General features: G+C 71.4%; 17 protein-coding genes. 3 read left to right on the top strand and 14 right to left on the bottom strand.

All coding sequences use genetic code 11. The features are described 5' to 3' along the window. Position 1: 1 nt before the first annotated feature. The 9 genes from HCK04_RS02780 to HCK04_RS02740 form a co-directional block, all read right to left on the bottom strand. Positions 2 to 1,033, bottom strand: a complete 1,032-nt coding sequence (locus HCK04_RS02780; protein ID WP_142645299.1) for an aldo/keto reductase — start codon at positions 1,031 to 1,033, stop codon at positions 2 to 4. Positions 1,034 to 1,047: 14 nt separating this feature from the next. Continuing rightward, a complete protein-coding gene (locus tag HCK04_RS02775) occupies positions 1,048 to 2,094 on the bottom strand; it encodes an aldo/keto reductase (RefSeq protein WP_142645298.1) in 1,047 nt (348 codons plus the stop codon). Between the two features lie 16 nt (positions 2,095 to 2,110). Continuing rightward, complete coding sequence (locus HCK04_RS02770; RefSeq protein ID WP_205829771.1) at positions 2,111 to 3,400, bottom strand: acyl-CoA dehydrogenase family protein; 1,290 nt, start codon at positions 3,398 to 3,400, stop codon at positions 2,111 to 2,113. Then, positions 3,397 to 4,419, bottom strand: coding sequence for an LLM class flavin-dependent oxidoreductase (locus HCK04_RS02765; RefSeq protein WP_142645297.1), 1,023 nt, complete (start codon positions 4,417 to 4,419; stop codon positions 3,397 to 3,399). Before HCK04_RS02765 ends, HCK04_RS02770 begins: the two co-directional genes overlap by 4 nt. A gap of 79 nt (positions 4,420 to 4,498) precedes the next feature. Beyond that, positions 4,499 to 5,737: an LLM class flavin-dependent oxidoreductase gene (locus HCK04_RS02760; RefSeq protein ID WP_142645296.1), complete on the bottom strand. Its 1,239-nt coding sequence runs from the start codon at positions 5,735 to 5,737 to the stop codon at positions 4,499 to 4,501. A gap of 10 nt (positions 5,738 to 5,747) precedes the next feature. Further along, a complete protein-coding gene (locus tag HCK04_RS02755) occupies positions 5,748 to 7,412 on the bottom strand; it encodes an ABC transporter ATP-binding protein (protein WP_142645295.1) in 1,665 nt (554 codons plus the stop codon). Continuing rightward, entirely contained in the window at positions 7,409 to 8,284 is an 876-nt protein-coding gene (locus HCK04_RS02750) for an ABC transporter permease (protein WP_142645294.1), read from the bottom strand. The genes HCK04_RS02755 and HCK04_RS02750 overlap by 4 nt, the downstream gene beginning before the upstream one ends. Before the next feature lie 19 nt (positions 8,285 to 8,303). Then, the gene (locus HCK04_RS02745) at positions 8,304 to 9,248 is read right to left on the bottom strand and encodes an ABC transporter permease (protein WP_142645293.1); all 945 of its coding nucleotides are present in this window, start codon (positions 9,246 to 9,248) and stop codon (positions 8,304 to 8,306) included. 64 nt (positions 9,249 to 9,312) lie between these two features. Next, positions 9,313 to 11,028, bottom strand: a complete 1,716-nt coding sequence (locus tag HCK04_RS02740; RefSeq protein WP_142645292.1) for an ABC transporter substrate-binding protein — start codon at positions 11,026 to 11,028, stop codon at positions 9,313 to 9,315. Positions 11,029 to 11,426: 398 nt separating this feature from the next. Between HCK04_RS02740 and HCK04_RS02735 the strand changes: the two genes are divergently transcribed. Then, the gene (locus tag HCK04_RS02735) at positions 11,427 to 12,497 is read left to right on the top strand and encodes an LLM class flavin-dependent oxidoreductase (RefSeq protein ID WP_142645291.1); all 1,071 of its coding nucleotides are present in this window, start codon (positions 11,427 to 11,429) and stop codon (positions 12,495 to 12,497) included. Between the two features lie 57 nt (positions 12,498 to 12,554). Here HCK04_RS02735 and HCK04_RS02730 read toward each other — a convergent pair whose 3' ends face one another. Continuing rightward, entirely contained in the window at positions 12,555 to 13,370 is an 816-nt protein-coding gene (locus tag HCK04_RS02730) for an SAM-dependent methyltransferase (protein WP_142645290.1), read from the bottom strand. A 235-nt stretch (positions 13,371 to 13,605) separates the two neighbouring features. On the opposite strand from HCK04_RS02730, the gene HCK04_RS02725 reads away from it, so the two are divergent. Continuing rightward, positions 13,606 to 14,511 (top strand): helix-turn-helix transcriptional regulator, encoded by a 906-nt coding sequence (locus tag HCK04_RS02725; protein ID WP_142645289.1) that lies wholly within the window; start codon positions 13,606 to 13,608, stop codon positions 14,509 to 14,511. 68 nt (positions 14,512 to 14,579) lie between these two features. Here HCK04_RS02725 and polX read toward each other — a convergent pair whose 3' ends face one another. Genes polX through HCK04_RS02710 form a run of 3 tightly spaced genes read right to left on the bottom strand, consistent with a single transcriptional unit; the run spans position 14,580 to position 17,819 of the window. Next, positions 14,580 to 16,265 carry a DNA polymerase/3'-5' exonuclease PolX gene (gene polX / locus HCK04_RS02720; protein ID WP_142645288.1) on the bottom strand — a complete coding sequence of 562 codons (1,686 nt, stop codon included), beginning with the start codon at positions 16,263 to 16,265 and terminating at the stop codon, positions 14,580 to 14,582. A 5-nt stretch (positions 16,266 to 16,270) separates the two neighbouring features. Continuing rightward, a complete protein-coding gene (locus tag HCK04_RS02715; protein ID WP_168065589.1) occupies positions 16,271 to 17,224 on the bottom strand; it encodes an alpha/beta hydrolase family protein in 954 nt (317 codons plus the stop codon). A 22-nt stretch (positions 17,225 to 17,246) separates the two neighbouring features. Beyond that, positions 17,247 to 17,819 (bottom strand): N-acetyltransferase, encoded by a 573-nt coding sequence (locus HCK04_RS02710; RefSeq protein ID WP_142645286.1) that lies wholly within the window; start codon positions 17,817 to 17,819, stop codon positions 17,247 to 17,249. Positions 17,820 to 18,258: 439 nt separating this feature from the next. Here HCK04_RS02710 and HCK04_RS02705 point away from each other — a divergent pair, with 439 nt between their 5' ends. Further along, on the top strand, positions 18,259 to 19,092 hold the full coding sequence (locus tag HCK04_RS02705) for an SAM-dependent methyltransferase (protein WP_142645285.1): 834 nt from the start codon (positions 18,259 to 18,261) through the stop codon (positions 19,090 to 19,092). Between the two features lie 292 nt (positions 19,093 to 19,384). Here HCK04_RS02705 and HCK04_RS02700 read toward each other — a convergent pair whose 3' ends face one another. Continuing rightward, positions 19,385 to 20,890 (bottom strand): endo-1,4-beta-xylanase, encoded by a 1,506-nt coding sequence (locus HCK04_RS02700; RefSeq protein WP_142645284.1) that lies wholly within the window; start codon positions 20,888 to 20,890, stop codon positions 19,385 to 19,387. Positions 20,891 to 21,341 lie beyond the last annotated feature (451 nt).

Here is a 21,341-nt window from a genome sequence, read left to right as displayed (position 1 = left end):
GTCAGAGCCTCAGTCCTGTTCCGTGCACGCCGTGCTCGTCGATCAGCGCCAGCTCCTGCTCGGTGAGCGGCGGGAAGCCGAGCGTCTTGACGTTGTGGTCGAGCTGCGCGGTCGAGCTGGCCCCGATGAGCGCCGAGGTCACCTGCGGCTGCCGCAGCACCCACTGCAGCGCGAGCTGCGCGAGCGACTGACCGCGCTCCCTGGCGATGTCGTTGAGCGCGGCGGCCCGCCGCCGGTAGGTGCCGTCGATGACGTCGGGAGACAGGAACGCGCTGTTGCCGGCCCGCGCGTCCGCGGGGATGCCGGAGAGGTACTTGTCCGTGAGCAGCCCCTGGGCCAGCGGCGAGTAGACGACGAGACCGAACCCGTCCTCGGCGGCCAGCTTGAGCAGGCCGTTGAGCTCGGGGCGGCGGTCGAAGATCGAGTAGCGCGGCTGGTGGACCAGCAGCGGCACCCCCGCCCGGCGCAGCAGCTCGGCCGCCTCGTGGGCCCGCTCCGGAGCGTAGTTCGAGATGCCCACGTACAGCGCCTTGCCCTGCTGCACGGCGCTGACGAGGGCGCCGACGGTCTCCTCCAGCGGCGTCGCAGGGTCGGGGCTGTGGCTGTAGAAGATGTCGACGTGGTCGGTCCCCAGGTCGCGCAGGCTGTGCTCCAGCGAAGTGAGCAGCGACTTGCGCGAGCCGCCCTTCAGATAGGGACTGGGGCCGATCGGGTTGCCGGCCTTGGTCGACAGGATCAGCTCGTCGCGGTACGGGGCGAGCTCCCGCCGCAGCAGCGTGCCGAAGAACTTCTGCGCGGCCCGGTGCGGCGGGCCGTACCTGTCGGCGTTGTCGAAATGGGTGATGCCCAGGTCGAAGGCGTGCAGCACGATCTCGCGCTGGGTCTCGTACGGGCGGTCGAGACCGAAGTTCTGCCACAGCCCGAAGGAGATGGCCGGCAGGTCGAGACCGGAGTTCCCGGCACGCCGGTATTCCACCTTCTCGTAGCGGTCCTCGGCCGCCGCGTAGGTCGTGTCGTAAGCGCCGTAGCTCAAGTCGATGCCCTTTCTCAGTGGTCGGTGCCGTGCGCGCGGGCGCGGCGGAGCGCGGACGGCTGCAGAGACGGGGTGTCGCTGCCGGTGTCGCGCTCGACGAAGTGGGTGCCCGGGGCGACGATCTCGTCGATCCGGTCGAGGACGTCGTCGCTCAGCTCGACGGTGGCCGCCTTGAGGTAGGCGTCCAGGTGCTCGATCGTCCGCGGGCCGATGATCACACTGCTCACCGCCGGATGGTTGAGCGCGAACGCCAGGGCCAGGTCGACCAGGGTGAGGCCGCTGTCCTCGGCGAGCCGGGCCAGCGCGTCGGCGGCGGCGAGCTTGCGCCGGTTGCGTTCGAGGGTGACGTCGAACCGGCCGGGGATGAGGTCGGCGCGCGCCGACTCGGGCTGCTCGCCGCCGACGCGGTACCTGCCCGACAGCCAGCCCGCGGCCAGCGGGCCGTACGTCAGCACGCCGAGGCCGTACTTGCGCGCGACGGGGAACACCTCGCGCTCCGCGCCGCGGACGAGCAGCGAGTATGGCGACTGCTCGGTGTGCGGGGCGACGAGCCCGTGCCGGTCGGCCAGCCACTGCGCCTCGACGAGCTGGTGGGCGGGGAAGACCGAGGTGCCGTAGTAGAGGATCTTGCCCTGGCGGACCAGGTCGTCGAGCGTGCGCAGCGTCTCCAGCAGGTCGGTGCGCGGGTCCGGCCGGTGCGCCTGATAGAGGTCGATGTGGTCGGTGCCGAGCCGGCGCAGGCTGTCCTCGACCGCGCGGACGATCCAGCGGCGCGAGTTGCCCGCGTCCCGGGGGTCGTCCCCGATCTGCCCGTGGAACTTGGTGGCGAGGAAGACCTCGTCGCGGCGGCCCTTGATGGCCTTGCCGACGATCTCCTCCGACACGCCCTGGGCGTAGACGTCGGCGGTGTCGACGGATGTGACGCCGGCGTCGAGGGCGGCCCGGATGATCTTGATGCTCTCGCCCTCCTCCTGCCATCGGCCGAAGTTCATCGTGCCGAGCGTGAGCGGGCTGACCAGGACGCCGGTGCGTCCGAGCGTCCGGTTGGCCTTGTCGGTCATGGTGTCCTCTCGATGTTCAGAAGAGCCCGCTCGTCGGCGGTTCCTCTCCGGTCAGGTGGTAGGCGCCCGCCACGGCCGCCTTCCACTGGCGGGGGTTGTGGTTGGCGACCGTGCGGGCGTTGCGCCAGTGCCGGTCGAATCCGAGGTCGCGGTTGGTGATCGAGCCGCCCGCGACGTCGAAGAGCAGTTCGGCGGCCCGCAGGGCGGCCTCGATGGCGATCACACCGGTCTGCGCCACGGTGACCGCGGCCTCCGCGCCCGCCGCCCGCGCCCGGGAACCGGTCAGGCCGCGCACCCCGTGCACGACCTCGGCCGCCAACAGCACCGCGGAGCGGGCAGCCTGGGCCCGGGCGGCGATCTCGCCGACGGTCTGGCGCACGTAGGGGTCGTCGACGCTCCTGGCCGCCGTGCTGTGTTTGATGGGCCGGGCCTTCTCCCGGACGAACCAGACCGCGTCGTCGAGCGCCGCGGCGGCGATGCCCGCCTCGACCGCGGCCAGGTAGAGCTGCGCGAACGCGCCCAGCCACGGGTTGTCGAGCAGGCTGTTGTCGCGGATCACGACCTCGTCCTCATGCGCCCGCACGTTCACCAGGCGGGTGGTGCCGCTCGCGGTCAGCCGCTGGCCGACCGCGTCGAAGTCGTCGAGCCGCTCCACGCCCTCGCGATCCACCGGAACGGTGAAGCCCAGCACGGTCCCGGACTCGTCCTTGGCCAGGCCGGAGAACCACGAGGCGTACAGGCCGCCCGTCGAGTAGTACTTCTCGCCGTTGATGACGTATCCGCCGCCGTCACGCCGGATGGTGGTGTTGACCGACCCGCTGGCGCCGCCGGTGCGCTCGTTGGAGGTGCCGGCGAACAGGTCGCCGTCGCGCAGCCGCCGCAGGGTCGTCTCCCGGCCGGGCAGGTCCGGCCGGCTCGCCACCTGGTTGGCGGTGAGGAAGCTGCTGCGCAGCGCCTGGGCCACATTGGAGTCGGCGCGGGCGATGGCGATGACCAGGTCGGCCACGTCGCGCACCGACCCGCCCGCGCCGCCGTCCTCCTTCGCGACGCCGATCAGCGTGATCCGCTCGCGGGCGAGCGCCCGCACGTCGTCGAACGCGTACTGGCGGGTGAGCTCGCGCTCGCGCGCGCCCGCGCTCAGGCGCCGCAGGATCGGGGAGACGGCGGCGCGGATGCCGTCCACGGTGTATCCGCTGCCCGCGTGGTCCGCGGCGGCGTGGTCCGTGCCCGCGTGGTCCGCGGCGGTGTGGTCCGCGGCGGTGTGGTCCGCGGCGGTGTGGTCCGCGGCGAGCGGCCGGGGGGTCACGCCGCCACCGCCGCGGGCTCGGGCAGGCCCAGCGCGGCCCGCAGCGTGAGCGGGCGCGGAGAGGCGGGCGCATCGGCGGGGTCGGTCAGCCGAGGCGTCAGCGCCCGGACCGCGGTGACCACCGCGTCGGCGCTTCCGGTGGGCACCAGCTCGAAGCCGTCCAGCCGGTGCTCGCCGGCCCAGTCGCGCAGCTCGCCGGCGAGGGCGGCCGCCGTCGCGGCGCCGCCGGGGCCGAGGTCGTCCCCGGCGATCTCGACGCGGCCGAGCAGCGCCACCTCCTGCCTGGAACGGCCGGCTCGCCGCAGCGCCTCCGTCAGCGCGGCGTCCGCACCGGCGGCCCGCTTCCGGCCCACCACGACGACGTCCGCGGACCGCGCGACCGCCGTCACGTCCAGGACGTCCAGGTCGCCGAGGTCGGCGACGACGACGGGGCGTCCCTGCACGGACGAGGGACCGTCCAGCGGGCCCGCGACGCGGTAGAAGGCACCCTCGTGGCCGATGGGCCGGACGAGGGCGTCGTCGACGACGACGCCCGCCTGCTGGTCGCCGATCAGGGCCGCGCGCGGGAACGACTCCCACAGCCGGGTCAGCACGTGGGCGTACTCGGCCCACCGCGCGGCGGGGCCGGCGGCGCGGGGTGCGGGGGCCGTGGCCCGGCTGACCTCGTCGCCGCCGCCCGCGCGCAGCGCGACACCGGCCAGGCCGCCGGTCGCCCGGTCGAGGGAGAGCACACGGCGCGCGGTGTTGTACGGCGCGTTGTGCGTCGTCGGCACCTCGGCGATGTAGCCGAGACCGTCGTGGAGACCGGCGAGATACGCCGCCACCACGGTCGGATCGAGGGCGTGGCCCGCGGCCACCTCGTCGAGCAGACGTATCGCCGCGATCCCGGCCTCTCGCGCGGCCGCCGCGACGGCGACCGCGCCGGTGAGCGGCACCGGCACCGGCCCCCGCGCCGGTCCTGCGGCCGGCGGGGCGGCCGGTTCACCGACCGCGAGGGCGAGCTGGATGACTGGACTCATGACAAGACCGCCTTCGGTTGTGGGACGGGACGTCGCGGGGCGTTCACAGGGCCGTACAGAGCGCCGTTCACAGCGCCGTTCACAGTGCAGGCTCCAGCGGGCGGAGCTCGTACGGCCCGGCGTCGGGGAGGCCGAGCCCGAGGTGGTCGCGGAGGGTCGTCCCCTCGTAGTCGGTGCGGAACAGGCCGCGCCGCCGCAGCTCGGGCACCACATGGTCGGCGAAGTCGTCGAAGCCCGACGGAAGGACGTCGGGCATCACGTTGAAGCCGTCCGCCGCGCCCGTGCGGAACCACAGCTCGATGTCGTCGGCGATCTGCTCGGGCGTCCCCACGACGATCCGGTGACCGCCGCCGCCGGACAGCTTCTTCAGCAGCCGGCCGAGCGTCGGCCGCTCCGTTTCGATGATCGTCTTGACCACGCGGTAGAAGGTCTGGGAACCACCGGCCTCGTCGGGGGCGACGAGCAGCTCGGGCGGGATCGGCTCGTCGTCGGACAGACCGTCGAGTGAGATGCCGAGCTGGCCGGCGAGCCGGTTCCGGGCGTACTCGCCGGGGAGGATCTCGTCCAGCAGCTCGCGCCGGGCCCGCGCCTCGGCCTCGGTGCCGCCCACGACGGTCGACAGCCCGGGCAGGACCACGACGTCCTCGGGCCGTCGTCCGAACGCGGCCGCCCCCTCGCGGATCTCGGCGCGGAACGCGCGGGCGTGCTCGATGTCCTGGTCGGCGGAGAAGATCACCTCGCCGACCCGAGAGGCGAGCCTGCGGCCGTCGCTGGAGCCGCCGGCCTGCACCACGACCGGCCTGCCCTGCGGGGAGACGAGCGCGGTGCGAGCCGCCCAGGAGGCGACGACCTGCTCGGTGAACTCGGCGGCGCGGCGGTAGCGCAGCGCGTGGCCGGGCTCACTCGTGCGGCCGAAGTTGCGCGCCGCCACGGCTCCCGCCGTGGTCACCACGTTCCAGCCGAAGCGGCCGCCGCTGACGTAGTCGAGGTCGCCGAGACGGCGTGCCAGCTCGACGGGGTCGTTGTAGGACGACGACAGCGTCCCGATCAGGCCGATCCGCTCGGTCTGCGCGGCGATCCGCGCCAGCACCGTCGTCGGCTCCAGGTTGTTGGACGTACGGTGCCTGATCTGCGGGTCGAGCGACGGGCCGTCGGCGAGGAAGACCGCGTCGAGCTTGGCCTGCTCGGCCTTCTTCGCGATCGAGGTGTAGTGCTCGATCGTGTAGCTCGCGGTGCCGTCGGTGCCGGGGAACCGCCATGAGCCCCCGAAGACGCCCGCGTTGAGGATGTTGACGTTGAGGTGCAGTCGGCGTGACACGGCGATCTCCTTAGCGTGCGCCTGCGACGGCGAGCCCGGCTCCCGGGATCGCCTCCAGCAGTTGCCGGGTGTAGTCGTGCCGCGGTGAGCGGAACACCTGCTCGACCGGGCCGGTCTCGACCACGACGCCGTCCTTCATCACCGACACGTCGTCGGCGATCAGGCGTACGACGCCGAGGTCGTGGGTCACGAACACGTAGCTGAGGCCGTACTCGGCCTGCAGGTCCACCAGCAGCCGCAGGATCTGGGCCTGGACCGACACGTCCAGCGCGCTCACCGCCTCGTCGAGCACCAGGATCCCGGGGTTGAGCGCCAGCGCCCTGGCGATCGCCACCCGCTGCCGCTGGCCGCCCGACAACTGCCCCGGCAGCCGGTGCAGGTGCCTTTCGTCCAGCGCCACCGCCTTGAGCAGCTCGGTCACCCGGTCCGTCCGCTCCCGCCTGCCCCGCGCGAGGCCGAAGGCGCGCAGCGGCTCGGCGACGATCTCGCTCACCGTGAACCGCGGGTCGAGGGAGGTGAAGGGGTTCTGGAACACGAACTGCAGATCCCGGCGGATCTCCCGCAGCCGCCTCCGGGACAGTCCGGTCAGCTCCCGGGCGCCCAGGTGCACGGTGCCGCTGTCGGGGGAGGCGAAACCGGCCAGGATGCTCGCCAGCGTCGACTTGCCCGCGCCGGACTCGCCGACGATCGCGTGCGTGGTGCCCTCGCGTACGACCAGGTCGACGCCGTCCAGGGCGCGCAGCTCACGCCGCGGGCCCCGGCCGCGCAGGCGGTAGGTCTTGGTGAGCCCGCGCGCCCGCAGCACCTCACGGCCGGGCAGCGGGCGCGGGCCCGACGCCGGCTCCAGCCGCCCGGCGTGCCGGGCGGGGGCCGCGTCGAGCAGCCGGCGGGTGTAGTCGTCGGCCGCGTTCTCCAGCACCCGGCGGACCGGGCCCTCCTCCACGATCTCGCCGTCGCGCATGACCAGGATGCGGTCGGAGCGGTCGAGCGCGACACCGAGGTCGTGGGTGACCAGGAGGATGCCGATGCCGAGCTCCTCGCGCAGCCGCACGAGGTGATCGAGGATGACCTTCTGGACGGTGACGTCGAGCGCGCTGGTGGGCTCGTCCGCCACGATGATCTTCGGTTTGCCCGCCAGCGCGATCGCGATGAGCGCCCGCTGCTTCATGCCGCCGCTGAGCTCGTGCGGGTATTGGTGGAACACCCGCTCGGCGTCCTTGAGACCGGCCGTGCGCAGGCTGTCCAGCGCGGCCTGCCTGTGGTGCGCGGCATCGCGGGCCTCGGGCTCGTTGAACCGGACCGCCTCGATCACCTGCCGGCCGATCTTCTTGACCGGGTTCAGCGACGTGTTGGGGTCCTGGGGGATGAAGCCCACGTAGTTGCCCCGCACCAGCGCCATGCGCCGGTCGTTCCAGCCCGTCACGTCGACGCCGGAGTAGGCGATCGAACCGGCCCGGATCCGCGCGGACTCCGGCAGCAGGCCGAGCGCGCCCTGGACCAGGGTGGTCTTGCCCGAGCCCGACTCGCCGACGAGCGAGACGAACTCGCCCGGCCCGACGTGCAGGGTGGCGCCGCGTACGGCCGGCGTCCACCGGCGGCGTCCGGTCCGGTAGTCGATCGCGAGACCGGCGATCCGCAGCAGCGGGTCCTGTCTGTCCGCATGTGGGTCGGTCATCGGCGGTGGTCCTTCCGGTAGGAGGTGCTGATGCGGTGGGTGGCGATGACGACGACGGCGAGCGCCGCGCCCGGCAGGATCGAGGCCCAGGGGTGGACCGCGACGTAGTCGCGGCCCTCGGCCACCAGCAGCCCCCATTCCGGCTGCGGCGGAGGCGCCCCGTAGCCGAGGAAGCCGAGCGAGGCGACGGCGAGCACTGCCGTGCCGATCTCCAGCGCCGCCAGCGCGATCACGGAGCTGAGCGAGTTGGGGACGACGTGCCGGAGCATCACGCCCAGCCGGCCGACGCCGAGGCCGTAGGCCGCCTTGACGTAGTCCTGGGTCACGACCGAGAGCACCTGGGCTCTCATCACCCGCGCGAACGACGCGATGGAGGAGATGCCGACCGCCAGGGCGATGTTCTGTGTGGAGTAGCCGAGGACCGAGACCACGACCATGGCGAGCAGCAGGCTGGGGATCGCCAGGAACACGTCGATCACCCGCATGACGGCGGTGTCCACGATCCCCCCGGCGAAGCCGGCGATCAGCCCCACGAGGGTGCCGACGCCGAAGGCGATGAGGACGGCGAGCAGGGTCGCGGTCAGCGTCGTCTGCGCGCCGTACACGCTGCGGGCGAACAGGTCGCGGCCCAGCCGGTCGGTGCCGAACCAGTGCTCGGCGCTCGGCGGCAGGAAGCTCGCGGACGCGTCGCCGGTGTAGGGGCCGTACGAGGTGAACAGGCCGGGGACGACCGCCCAGCCGATCACGACCAGCACGACGAGCCACGAGGCCACCAGGATCGGCTGCCGCGCGAGCTCGCCGAGCCGCCTGGCGATCGGGCGGGCGAAGCCGGCCCGGCGGCCCGCCGCGAGCGCGTCGAGTTCGACGGTCATCACTTCCTCCTCACGCGGCTCAGCCGGCGGCGAGCGCGGCCCGCAGCCGCGGGTCGAGCAGCGGATAGATCAGGTCGACGATCAGGTTGATCAGGGCGAAGCCGGCCGCCACGAGCACGACGGTCCCCTGCACGAGCGGGACGTCCAGCGTGTTGATCGCCGCCTGCGTCATCCGGCCGACGCCCTGGCGGGCGAAGACGGTCTCGGTGATGACCGAGCCGGCGATCAGGTTGCCGAACGTGATGCCGGCGATGGTGAGCGCCGGAAGGCCGGCGTTCCGGAAGACGTCGCGGACGATGATGCCGCCGCGGGTGGCCCCCTTCGCCCAGCTCGTCGTGACGTAGCCGGAGCGGAACTCGGTGGCGAAGCTGCGGACGAGGAGCTGCGCGATCGGGCCGGACACCGGGATGGCCAGCGTGATCAGCGGCAGGACGAGGCTCCGCGCGCCCGTGTCGCCGAAGGCGGGGAACCAGCCGAGCCGGAACGAGAAGATCTGCAGCATCAGGATGCCGGACAGGAACACCGGCACCGAGACCGCGCCCGACGGCAGTGCCTCCAGGAGGTCGCGCAGCCAGGCGCGGCGGGCCGAGGTCGCGGCGAGCGCGATCACGAAGGCGATGACCAGCGCCAGTGCGAGCGCGCCCGCCGCGAGGAGGAGAGTGCTCGGCAGCACGTCGAGGATCGTGGCGACGACCGGCCGCCCCGACTGCACCGAGGTGCCGAAGTCGCCGCTCAGCGCGTGCCCGAGCCGGGCCAGATACTGCAGGATCAGCGGCCTGTCGAAGCCGTAGCTCGCCGCCACCTGCTCGCGGACCTCGGGCGGCACGGTGTTGACCTCGGCGGGGTCGAAGAGCAGGTCCACCGGGTCGGCGGGCAGCACGAACAGCAGGACGAAGGTCAGGGTGAACGCGGCCCAGACCACGAACAGGGCCCGGCCGGTCTTCAGCGCGAGGTAACGCAGCACGACGTTCCTTCCGCGGGAGCGGGCCGCCGGCCGCCGGGCGCGGGGGCGCGGCGGCCGGCGGCCGTCACTTCCCGTTGCTCTTCCACGTGTCCACGAAGTGGTTGCGGGACTGGGCGTCGAAGATGATCCCGTGGACGTAGTCCGCGTGGGCGATCACCTGTGAGGGGTTGTAGACCGGGTTCACCAGCGCGTACTTGTCGAGCAGGAGGTCCTGCGCCGCCTTGGCGTACTGCTTGCGCGTCGCCGGGTCGAGGGTGAGCTCCAGCGCGCCCAGGGTCCGCGTGACCTCGTCCACGTCGATCCCGGGGGAGTCCTTCGTGACGTACGAGCCGTTGCCGAGCGCCGGGCCGTACTGGAGGTTGAGGACCGCGGGGTCGTTGCGCGAGCGGTTGGCCGCGACGATGTTCCAGTCGGTCTTGGCCTTGGTGAGCAGGGCGGTGTAGTCCGGGATCGGGACGACGGTGAGCCGCAGGTCGATGCCGATCTTCTTCAGGTCCTGCTGGATCGACTCGTACGCCGGCTTGTTCGCCACCAGGTTGCTGATGCCGAGCAGCTTGACCACGAGCTTCTTGCCGTCCTTGACCCGGATGCCGTCCGGGCCCTCCTTCCAGCCGGCCTCGTCGAGGAGGCGCCCGGCCTTCTCGGGGTCGTACCTGAGCACGGTGCCGCTGTAGTCCACGTAGCCGGGGACCGAGGGGGCGAGGACCGAGGTCGCCACGGAGTAGGAGTCGGTGAGCACCGTCTTCCTGACCGCCTCGCGGTCCCAGCCGAGCTGGATCGCCCGGCGCACCGCGATGTCGTCGGTCGGGAAGAGCTGCGAGTTGAGGTTGAAGAAGATGGAGGTGCCGGAGACGCCCCGGTAGATGATCTTGAATCCCTGGTCGGCCAGCGGCTTCTCGTCCGTGGTGCCCACGTCGAGCGTGGCGTCGATGGCCCCGGACGTGAGCGAACCGGTCCGGACGCTGGCCTCGGGGATCGTGTTGAACACGATCCTGTCGAGATAGGCCTCGCCCTTGTGCTTCAGCGCCGGCGGCGCCCAGTTGTAGCCCTTGCGCCTGACGAGCACGGTCTTGACCTGCGGCTGCCACGACTCGTACACGAACGGACCGGTGCCGATCACCTTCTTCGGGTCCGTACGCTCCTCCGCGCTGAGCTTCAGCGTCGACAGCGACAGGAAACCGGGCTGCGCGTTGGCGGTGAAGGACGAGGCCTGCAGGAAGCTCGCGAGCGGCTTCTCGAAGCGGACGACGGCGGTGTAGCGGTCCGGGGTCAGCGTCTCGATGTAGCCGGGCAGCAGGATGGCGCCGTTGGGGTTGATGCCCAGCTTCTCGTCGCCGTGCACGTACTGGTCGAAGTTGGCCTTGACCACCTCGGAGTCGAACGGGCTGCCGTCGCTGAAGGTGACGTCCTTGCGCAGGTGGAAGGTGAACTCGGTGAGGTCCTTGTTGTACTCCCAGGACTCCGCCAGCCACGGGGTGATCTCTCCGGTGTCCGGGTCCTGCCAGGTCAGCTTGTCGGTGATGTTGTTGCCGATGAGCGATTCGGCGTAGTTGGTGCCCCACTGCGGGTCGGGGCTGCGCTGGTAGTCGATGAGGGCGAACTGCAGGGTGCCGCCGCGGACGGGGGCGCCGGCGGTGGCGGACCGGCCGGTGGAGGCGTCCCCGCGGGTGAGGGCGAACCCGCCTCCGGCGACCAGGAGGACGGCGACGGCCGCGGCGACCCAGGGCCATCTCTTGCGCCTCGGGGTGGCGCGCTCGATTGCGGTGCGAAGGTCTGACATGAACGTTCCTTGTGCTTGGCGGGGCAAAGTCCAGGCGCCGTACGGGGGCGAGGGGGAGGCGCACCGCTCCGGGTGCGCGGGTGTGGCAGGGCTCGCGGACGATGACGTGGATGACGGTCGCGGCCGCCTGACGCATGGCCGGCGACGTGGGTCAGGGCCGCTGGTGCGGCCCTGACGGCAGACGGGCTTCGCGAAAACCGGCGCGGGCTGTCCCGCGAACGGCGCGAGAGCCGTTCAGCGCTTACAGAGCGCGCCGGCGAAGAAGGCGAAGTCGATCTCGCGCCTGGAGTACCGAAGCAACTCGATCACGAACTACACTTTACCTACTTGAGAACTAGGTTTTTATGTGATCTGGGTCACAGTCACATCCGCCCGCCCACAGGACAGGGAGATCGTCGATGAGCCTGCAGTTCCTCTGGTACATCCCCAACCAGGCCGAGCCCGGTCACCGAGGCGACGACGTCGTCGAGAACCACAACAGCCTGGACACCTTGACCAGCCACGCCAGGGCCCTGGAGGAGCACGGGTGGGGCGGAGCGCTCATCGGCACCGGCTGGGGACGGCCCGACACCTTCACGGTCGCCGCCGCCCTCGCCGCGCGGACCACGACGTTCCAGCCGCTGATCGCGATCCGTCCCGGCTACTGGCATCCGGCCAACTTCGCCTCCGCCGCCGCGACCCTGGACCATCTCACCGGGGGACGGGTGCTGGTCAACGTCGTGTCGGGCAGGGACAACCTCGCCGCATACGGCGACAGCGAGGGCGACCAGGCCCACCGCTACGCCCGCACCAGGGAGTTCATGCGGATCGTGCGCCGGCTGTGGACCGAGGAGAACGTCACCTATGAGGGCGAGCACTTCTCCGTCACCGGCTCGACCGTGGTGCCGCGGCCGGTGGTCCGGGGCGAACGCCGGCATCCCCGGCTCTACTTCGGCGGCGCCTCGGAGGCCGCGGAGAAAGTGGCCGCCACCGAGGCCGACGTACAGCTCTTCTGGGGTGAGCCGCTCGACGGCATCGCCGAGCGGATCGACCGGCTCAGGCGGCTCAGCGACCGGCTCGGCCGCGAGCACCCGCCGCTGGAGTTCGGGCTGCGCATCACCACGCTGGTGCGGGACACCACCGAGCAGGCCTGGGCCGACGCCGAGGCCAAGGTCGCGCAGATGGCCAAGGGCGCCATCGAACGCGACCCGAACAGGCACGCCGCCGTCGGCCAGCAGCGGCTGCTGGAGCTCGCCGCGCGGGGCGAGGTGCTCGACGACAACCTCTACACCACGCCCGGCAAGTTCGGCGGGGGCGGCGCCGGCACCACCTGGCTGGTCGGCTCGGCCGAGGACGTGGCGAAGTCGCTGCGCAAGTACGAAGCCCTCGGCATCACCCACTTCGTGCTCTCCGACACCCCCTATCTGCCGGAGATCAGGCGCCAGGGCGAGCAGTTGCTCCCTCTGCTGACGGCCGGCCGTGCCGCCTGATGGAGGAACGCGCGGAGGAGATTCGGAGGGGCACGGCCGGCGGCCCGGCCGTGCCCGTCAGGGCTTGCGCGCCAGGCCGCCGAAGCAGGCCACCTCGCGGGGCTCGCCCCACGGGTTGTCCTCCGCCCGCCACCGCGACACCGAGACGATGCCGGGATCGAGCAGCTCGAGGCCGTCGAAGTAGCCCCTGATCAGCTCGGGGCTGCGCGGCGTGTAGGGGGTGGCGCCGCTGCCCGCGTTGTAGCCGCCCAGCGCCTTGACGTACGCCGGGTCGGTGTCGGAGCCGTCGTAGAGCGCGAGATAACTGCCGGAGGGCAGGGCGTCCAGCAGCCGGCGCACGATGTCGCGCGCCTCGTCGTAGTCGGCGACCAGGCCGAGGATGCCCATCAGCATGAGCGCGGTCGGCCGCGTGAAGTCGAGCGTCCCGGCCGCCTCCCGCAGGATGCGGCCGGGGTCGCGCACGTCGGCCTCGATGTAGTCGGTCGCCCCCTCGGGGGTGCTGGTCAGCAGCGCCTCGGCGTGCACCAGCACGAGGGGGTCGTTGTCGACGTAGACGATCCGGGACTCCGGGGCCAGCCGCTGGGCGACCTCGTGGGTGTTGTCGACGGTGGGCAGGCCCGTGCCGATGTCGAGGAACTGGCGGATTCCCGCCTCGCGGGCGAGATATCCGACGGTGCGCACGAGCATCTGCCGGGACTGGCGGGTGATGTCCACCATGCCGGGGAAGACGGCGCGGATGCGTTCGCCCGCCTCCCTGTCGACCGGGTAGTGGTCCTTGCCCCCGAGGAAGTAGTTCCAGACGCGGGCCGAGTGCGGCACGCTGCTGTCGATCCTGCGGACGCCGGGGTCGTCGGCGGGAGGAGTGTCGCTCATGGGGACCTCGGAATGGTCGGGACGGGGAGACGACCGCACCCGCGTCGGTGATCTCCGCAGGGTGCCGACAGACGTGCGCCCATCCTTTCCGATCAAGCTCCGGCACGCAACCGCCCGGGGCGCGCCGAAAGCGCCATGACGGCCGCGTTCGCCCCGATAGCATCCCGTCCGGCGGCGGCGTACGGCCGGCGCGGCGAGGGCCATATCGGCGAGGTCCACATCGGGGAGGACAGGGATGATCTCGGCTCGGCCGGAGGACGCGACCCGTCCGGAGGGACGGCCGGTTCAGCCGCGGGGCGGGCCGACGGTGGTGCGCATGATGCTCGGCGCCCAGTTGCGCCGGCTCCGCGAGGCCAGGAACATCAGCCGCGAGCAGGCCGGGCGCGCCATTCGCGCCTCCACGTCGAAGATCTGCCGGCTGGAGCTGGGCCGCACCCCCTTCAAACGGCGCGACGTGACCGACCTGCTCACGCTGTACGGCGTCGTCGACAGCGGGGAACGGGAGACGATGCTGGCGCTCGCCGAGCAGGCCGGCACCCCCGGCTGGTGGCACCAGTACAACGACCTGCTGCCCGGCCGGTTCGAGGTCTACGTCGGGCTGGAGGAGGCGGCGGCCACCATCCGCACGTACGAGGTCCAGTTCGTTCACGACCTGCTGCAGACCGAGGACTACGCGCGCGCGGCGATCCGGCTGCGGCATCGCGGGGCGCCCGAGCCGGACGTCGAGCGCCGCGTCGGCCTGCGCATGCGGCGTCAGCGGCTCCTCGACCAGGCCGGCGGGCCCCGGCTGTGGTCGGTGGTGGACGAGTCGGCGCTGCGCCGTCCCCTGGGCGGGCGGGCCGTGCAGCGCCGCCAGATCGAGCACCTGATCGAGGCCGCCGCGCGCCCGGGCGTCACCCTGCAGGTCCTGCCCTTCCGGGCCGGGGGCCACCCCGCCGTGGGCGGCCCGTTCACCATCCTGCGGTTCGCCGAGCCCGACCTGCCCGACGTCGTCTACCTCGAACAGCTCAGCAGCGCCCTGTACCTAGACAAGCAGGAGGACGTGGACGACTACACCGCCGTGATGAACGACCTCAGCGTGCAGGCCGAGTCGGCCCGCGACACCGTGACGATGCTGCGCGGAATCCTCGCGGATCTGTGAGGGCCGGTATTCGTAAGGGCGGTATTCGTAAGGGCGGTATTCGCAAGGGCGGTATTCGTAAGGGCCGGTCAGGCCCTGCCGAGGTGGGCCAGCAGGCGGTCGAGCGGCCAGGTGTTCACCACGTCGTCCGGGGTCAGCCAGGCCCGCTGCGCGATGCCCACGCCGAACCTCTGGTGGGCCAGGTGCGGCACGGCGTGGGAGTCGCTGTCGATGGAGAACTTCACGCCGTGGTGGCGCGCGAGCCGTACGAGGTCGGAGGGCAGGTCGGCCCGGTCGGGGTAGGAGTCGATCTCCATGATCGTGCCGGTCCTCGCGGCGGCGCGGAACACCGCGTCCCAGTCCGCGTCCACCGGCGGCCGCTTGCCGATCTTGCGCGTCGTGGGGTGGCCGATGACGTGGACGTGCGGGTTCTCGCACGCCGCGACGAACCGGCGAGTCATCTCCTCGCGCGACTGGGTGAAGTGCGAGTGCACCGACGCGACGCAGACGTCGAACCCGGCGAGCACCTCGGCCGGCCAGTCCACCGAGCCGTCCGGGGCGATGTTCAGCTCGCTGCCGTGCAGCAATCGCATGTCCGGATATCTCGCCTGCAACTCGGCGATGCGGGCGCGCTGGGCGAGCGCCTTGTCGAGGGTCATCCGCTGCATGACCAGGTCGGGCGCGTGGTCGGTCACCGCGTAGTAGGAGTAGCCGCGCATCGCGGCCGCGGCCACCATGTCCTCCAGCGAGGCGATGCCGTCGGTGAGGTCGGTGTGGGTGTGCAGGTCGCCCCGCAGGTCGTGCAGCTCGACCAGCCGCGGCAGCTCGCCCCGCAGCGCGGCCGCCACCTCGCCGCCGTCCTCGCGCAGCGCCGGGTGCACCCACGCCATGCCGAGCGCCTGGTAGATCTCCTCCTCGGTCTCCGACGCGATGAGGCGGTCGCCGTCGAACAGGCCGTACTCCGACAGCTTCCAGCCCTTCTTGACCGCCATCTCCCGGATGGCGACGTTGTGCTCCTTGCTACCGGTGAAGTAGATCATCGCCGCGCCCCATGACTCGGCGGGGACGAGCCGCAGGTCCACCTGCAGGCCGCGGTCGGTCCTGACCGAGGTCTTGCGCTCGCCCTTCGCGACGATCTCGGTGACGTACGGCTGCCGCGCGAACAGCTCCATCAGGCCGGGGTCGCCGACGGCGAGGATGTCGATGTCGCCGATCGTCTCGCTCATCCGGCGCAGCGACCCGGCGAAGGCGATCCGGTCGGCCGGCAGCGAGGCGATGACCCGCTCCGCGAGGTCGGCCGCGATGCCGAGGTGGACGCGGTCGCCCGACCGCTCCATGTGCTCGATGCCCCGGAGCAGGTTCTCCTCGGTCTTGGCGCCGAAGCCGCGCACGCCCTTCAGGCGGCCGTCCCGGATCGCGTCGGCCAGCGCGGCGGGGGAGTCGATGCCGAGCTCCTGGAACAGGAACAGCGCCTTCTTCGGGCCGAGCGACGGGACGCGGGTCAGCTTGCGGACCCCCTCGGGCACCTTGCCCCGCAGGTCGTCGAGCTGGCGGAAGCTGCCGCGTGCGAGGAACTCCTCGACCTTCTTGGCGATCGCCTCGCCCACGCCCGGGATCGACCGGACGTCGGTCTCCGCGAGGTCCCCGGGGAATCCCGCGATCGACTTGGCCGCCTTCTGGTAGCTGCGCACCCGGAAGGCGTCCCCGCCGTTCAGCGCGAAAAGCTCGGCGTACTCCTGCAGCGCCGCGGCTGCCTCGTCATTGGCCCGTCCCATGCGTCTCAGCGTAGGCCGTCTCGGGGCAGGAGAAGCGGGAGCGCACGTTCGAACGAACGGATCCAATATGGCCAGGTGTGGGTGCCGTTTCCGTAGAAGTCGGTCGTCACCTTCACCCCGGCCTTCTCCGCGGCCCTGGCGAAGTTCCGGTTCTGCCGCATGATCGCGGCCTCGGTGCCGTCGACCGGCCCGTCCCCGTGGTCGAGCGGGCCGGGCTCGCCGTCGCCGGAGGACGCGTAGAGGCGCACGCCCTTGAGCCGCCCGGCCAGGTCGGCGGGATTGTGCTCCGGCCATTCGCTCGGGTCGCCCCACAGGTCCTCGGTGTCCACGCCGTTGCCTGCCATGAACGACCGATATCCGGAAACGTCGGCACGCGTGTCGAGCACCCCCGAGAACGACGCCGCCGCCTCGAACATGCCCGGATGCCGGGCCGCGTAGACGAACGCGCCGAGGCCGCCCATGGAGAAACCGGCGACCGCACGGCGCGTGCCCACGCCGTATCGCGGCTCGACCAGGCGCGGCACCTCGGTCATGTGGAAGGTCTCCCAGCCGGGGCCGTCGCGCCAGTCGGCGTACCAGCCCATCGGGCCGCCCTCGGGGACGATGACGACGGCGTCGAGGCGAGCGGTCAGCCGGGCGACCTCGCCCGTCCTGAGCCAGTCGAAGGCGCCGCCGGCGCAGCAGCCGTGCAGCAGGTAGAGCGCGCGCCAGCCGGTGGAGCCCGGTTTCCAGGCCGCGGGCTTCACCACCCACACCGAGCGCTCCCCGCCCGCGGCCGGGGAGTCGATCACGAGCCGGTCCGTACGCTCGTCCACGGCCTCCAGCGAGACGACCGTGGCCGTGGCCGTGGCCGTTGCCGCTGCCGGAGGACGGGCGGGCGGTGGCGCCGCGGACTCGGTGGTGCTCTGGCAGCCGGTCACGATGACGACGAGGACGAGCCACGCCACGAATGTCTTCACGAACAGGTGAGTGCCACACCGATCACCCGCCGTCAATGGTGGAGAAGGGCTTGGCGTAGACGAAGGGCCCACGCGGCGGCGGGACCGGCCGCTCGAACACCCGCACCTGGAAGAACTCGCCCCACGCCGGGTCCGGCGCCGTCACGCCGTACGCCTCCGCGGGTTCGAAGCCGAAGCGCGAGTAGTACGCGGGACTGCCGACCAGCCCGACCAGCGGCGCGCCGAGCGCCTCGGCCGCCCCGAGCGCGGCGTGCACGAGAGCGGAGCCGACGCCCCGCCGCTGGTGATCGGGGTGCACGGACAGCGGACCGAGCCCGAGCACGGGCACCGAGCCCACATGGGCCCTCGTGCAGACGACATGACCCGCGATCCCACCGTGTGACGCCGTTGACATCGTCGGCGCTGTCGCCGGTGCGACGAGCGACAGCTCCGGCAGCCAGCCGGAGTCGGTGCGCAGCGCGTCGAGCAACGTCACCTCCATCGGCAGCCCGCCGGGGTGGCCGGAGTTGCGGGCCGCTTCGTAGGGCGCGAAGGCGGCGGCGACGACCGCGCGGACGGCCTCGGCGTCGCCGGGGTTCTCCCGTCGGATCAGCATCCGCTCAGCGTCCCGCCCGCCCGCGCGACTCCGCAACGTATTAACGGGCGGGTCCGGCAGCCGGGCGCGAACGGGCCGAGTGGTGATGCCGGCGGGAATGCCGGGCGGACAGCGCGGTTTCGTCCTGTCGGCGCGAATTGCCCGCAAAAGCGGGCATAGGCAATGCCGCCCGCACGCCACTCATATTTGTCCTATACGTGCAAATTGTCGCAAGTTTTGATCTGGCGAGGGCGTGGCCGGCTGTGGACCGTTGCGATTGCGCGGTGATCGGCTGTCCGGCTTGACCTGAATCGCGGTAGACGAATACCGTCTCTACGAAACTTGCATTAAATATTTGGAAAGTTTCGATGGCGGTTCGCGGGCAGTGACCACCGTCTCGTCGTGGCCGTCCGGCCGCCCATGGTCCTCCTGCCGTGAGAGAGCACAGAAAGGATCATAGATGCCACAGCCGACGGACCCCGAGCCGGTCGCCAGGCCCGTCCCGCGAATCAACACCAAGGTCCCGCATCCGGCCCGGATATACGACTATCTGCTGGGCGGCAAGGACAACTACGCGGCGGACCGCGAGGCGGCCGAACACCTTCTGAAGGTTTCCCCGGGCACTCGCGAGGGCGTCCGCGCCCACCGCGCCTTCCTCCGCCGGGGAGTGCGTCATCTCGCCGCCGAGGCCGGCATGACACAGTTCCTCGACATCGGCACGGGCATCCCCACGCAGGGCAACACCCACGAGATCGCGCAGCAGGCCAACCCCGAGGCCCGGGTGGCGTACGTGGACAACGACCCCATCGTCCTGGTGCACGGCCGCGCCCTGCTGACCGGAGGCCCCACGGGGAAGACGTCGGTGATCGAGGCCGACATGCGGCAGCCGGAGACGATCCTGTCCCACCCGGAGGTCCGGGCCGTGATCGACTTCGACCGTCCGGTGGCCGTCATCCTGGCGGGCGTCCTGCACTTCATCACCGACGAGGAGGACCCGTACGGCCTGGTCGAGGCGTTCAAGGCGGCCGTGCCGCCGGGCAGCCGCCTGCTGCTGTCGCACATCACGCTCGACTTCGCGCCGCAGGTGCGCGAGGAGGAGTTCACCAAGCCCTACGACAACAGCACCGCGCCCATGGTGCCGCGTACGCGTGACGAGGTGCTGCGGTTCTTCGAGGGCTGGAAGGTGGAGGATCCGGGCCTGGTCGAGGTGGTGCGCTGGCGGCCGGACGAGTCCCAGGAGCGGATCCCCGGTGGTCACGCCTGGGCCTACGGCGCCCTCGCGGTCAAGCCCTGATCACGGGCGGCCCTGATCCCGGGCGGCTCTGATCCCGGGTGACCTGATCCTGGGTGACCTGATCCTGGGTGAGAGGAAACGTTCGGGAACACACATGGCCTCCGGTGCGGCGCGCGCACCGGAGGCCATTCCCTGTGAGTGGGGTGCCAGGGGCCGACGGACTCGCGTCGGCGAGTCCGGGCCGGCGGGCCCGGTGCCGCGGCGGCCTGTCGTGGCCGCCGCGGCCGTGGTCCCGGCTCCGGTCATCGCGCCTGACACGGGCGATGAGCCGGCCTGGCCGGACCCGTCATGCCTACTGCGTGAAGGTCCACTTCTGGTTGTTGCCGCCCCAGCAGGAGTACAGCTGGATCTGGGTGCCGTTGCCGGTGCCCTGTCCGACGGCGTCCAGGCACAGCCCGGACTGGACGCCCTGGATGGAGCCGTCGGAGTTGAGGCGCCACTTCTGGTTGTCGCCGCCCCAGCAGGAGTAGATCTGGACCTTGACGCCGTTGCCGGTGCCCGCGGCGTCAAGACACTTGTTGCCGTAGACCCGGAGCTCCTGCGAGGAGGTGTAGGTCCACTGCTGGTTGCTGCCGCCGTGGCAGTCCCAGATCTGGAGCTGGACGCCATCGTTGGTGCTGGCGTTCGGCACGTCGAGGCAGCGGCCGGACGCGACGCCCCTGATCTGCCCGTTGCCGCCGCCACCAGGGGTCGGCGAGGTGCCCGGGCTGGGCGAGGTGCCGGGGCTCGGCGAGGTGCCGGGGCTGGGCGAGGTGGTCGGCGTGGCGGAGTTGAGAGCGTTCAGGACCGAGTTGTACGCGGCCTTCTTGTTGCCGTTGCTGTCGAACAGCAGCGGGCTGGTGTTCGCGCCGAGCCACGAGTCGCTGTCACGCACGCCCCACACCGTGATGCCGATGCAGCGGGGGACGGCCAGGCAGTCGTTGACGACGTTGGCGTAGGTCTGGGCCGAGCCGCCCTGGATGTCCAGCTCGGTGATGGCCACGTCCACGCCGAGGGCGGCGAACTGGGAGATGGTGGTGCGGTAGTTGCTGTTGTACGGGCTCTGGCCGTTGAAGTGCGACTGCAGGCCGACACAGTCGATGGGCACGCCACGCGACTTGAAGTCGCGGACCATGTTGTAGACGCCCTGCGTCTTGGCCCAGGTCCAGTTGTCGATGTTGTAGTCGTTGTAGCAGAGCTTGGCGGACGGGTCGGCCGCCCGGGCGGTGCGGAAGGCGACCTCGATCCAGTCGTTGCCGGTGCGCTGCAGGTTGGAGTCGCGGCGGCCGCCGTTGTTGTCGTCGTAGGCCTCGTTGACCACGTCCCAGTAGGGGATCTTGCCCTTGTAGTGGGCCATCACGCCGTTGATGTGGTTGATCATCGCCTGGCGCAGCGCGCTGCCGCTGAGGGACTGCATCCAGCCCGGCTGCTGGGAGTGCCAGGCCAGCGTGTGCCCGCGCACCTGCTTGCCGTTCTGCGTCGCCCAGTTGTAGATCCGGTCGGCGTTGGTGAAGTTGAACTGACCCTGGTTCGGCTCAGTCGCGTCGATCTTCATCTCGTTCTCGGCCGTGATCATGTTGAACTCGCGGTTCGCGATGTTCGTGTAGTTCCCGTCGCCGAGCTTGCCGCTGGCGATGGCGGTGCCGAAGTAGCGGCCGCTCTGCGCGGCCGCCGCGGCCAGCGTGCTCTCCGCCGCGCCGGCGGGAGCCGGCACCGACACCGCCACCGCGGCCGCGGCCGCGGTGAGTACGCCGACAGCGCCGGCGACCAGAGCCCGGCGCAGCCGGGTTCCGGGCGGCGGCACGATGTTTTCGCCCATGTCTGAGCCTCCATAGATCACCTGGGGGAACGCGAGGGGTTCCCGTGAGACCGACGCCGCGCCTCGTCGCTCGAGGGCGCACACCACCGGGGCGTCGTGATCGGCGGCCCCCTGCCGTGCACCACCACTTGGGGCCGGGGACCGCCTCGGAGGATCAGTGTGGAAACCTCGCCGAAACTTGTCAAGGCTTTACCAGAAACTTTCGGACGACCTGCTCATTCCTGGGGTGCGGAATCGGTTAAGCGGTCGGCATCTATGCTTTGAAAGTTTCGGCAGCCTGGTGTGCCGGCCGGGGAGGTTAGATGAAAGTTTCACGACCGGCCTTTCGCCGGTCTCCCGGGTCGCCGCGACAACGCCCAGTTGGGCCGCGCCCGGATCCCGGTGGTGACGCGGCCCGGTATCAAGACCCTTGACAAGGGTTCTCCGTCTCGTATTGGCTCCGCCCCACACC

The sequence above is a fragment of the Microbispora sp. CL1-1 genome, from assembly GCF_012034195.1.
Taxonomy (GTDB): domain Bacteria; phylum Actinomycetota; class Actinomycetes; order Streptosporangiales; family Streptosporangiaceae; genus Microbispora.
This window is presented reverse-complemented; position numbering and strand designations above follow the sequence as displayed.

What these genes read in the sequence shown, in the direction of transcription:
- HCK04_RS02740 (WP_142645292.1), bottom strand. Translation starts at nt 11,028, where the DNA reads ATGTCAGACCTTCGCACCGCAATCGAGCGCGCCACCCCGAGGCGCAAG.
- HCK04_RS02710 (WP_142645286.1), bottom strand. Translation starts at nt 17,819, where the DNA reads ATGCTGATCCGACGGGAGAACCCCGGCGACGCCGAGGCCGTCCGCGCG.
- HCK04_RS02775 (WP_142645298.1), bottom strand. Translation starts at nt 2,094, where the DNA reads ATGACCGACAAGGCCAACCGGACGCTCGGACGCACCGGCGTCCTGGTC.
- HCK04_RS02755 (WP_142645295.1), bottom strand. Translation starts at nt 7,412, where the DNA reads ATGACCGACCCACATGCGGACAGACAGGACCCGCTGCTGCGGATCGCC.
- HCK04_RS02750 (WP_142645294.1), bottom strand. Translation starts at nt 8,284, where the DNA reads ATGACCGTCGAACTCGACGCGCTCGCGGCGGGCCGCCGGGCCGGCTTC.
- HCK04_RS02705 (WP_142645285.1), top strand. Translation starts at nt 18,259, where the DNA reads ATGCCACAGCCGACGGACCCCGAGCCGGTCGCCAGGCCCGTCCCGCGA.
- polX (WP_142645288.1), bottom strand. Translation starts at nt 16,265, where the DNA reads ATGGGACGGGCCAATGACGAGGCAGCCGCGGCGCTGCAGGAGTACGCC.
- HCK04_RS02700 (WP_142645284.1), bottom strand. Translation starts at nt 20,890, where the DNA reads ATGGGCGAAAACATCGTGCCGCCGCCCGGAACCCGGCTGCGCCGGGCT.
- HCK04_RS02735 (WP_142645291.1), top strand. Translation starts at nt 11,427, where the DNA reads ATGAGCCTGCAGTTCCTCTGGTACATCCCCAACCAGGCCGAGCCCGGT.
- HCK04_RS02765 (WP_142645297.1), bottom strand. Translation starts at nt 4,419, where the DNA reads ATGAGTCCAGTCATCCAGCTCGCCCTCGCGGTCGGTGAACCGGCCGCC.
- HCK04_RS02725 (WP_142645289.1), top strand. Translation starts at nt 13,606, where the DNA reads ATGATCTCGGCTCGGCCGGAGGACGCGACCCGTCCGGAGGGACGGCCG.
- HCK04_RS02730 (WP_142645290.1), bottom strand. Translation starts at nt 13,370, where the DNA reads ATGAGCGACACTCCTCCCGCCGACGACCCCGGCGTCCGCAGGATCGAC.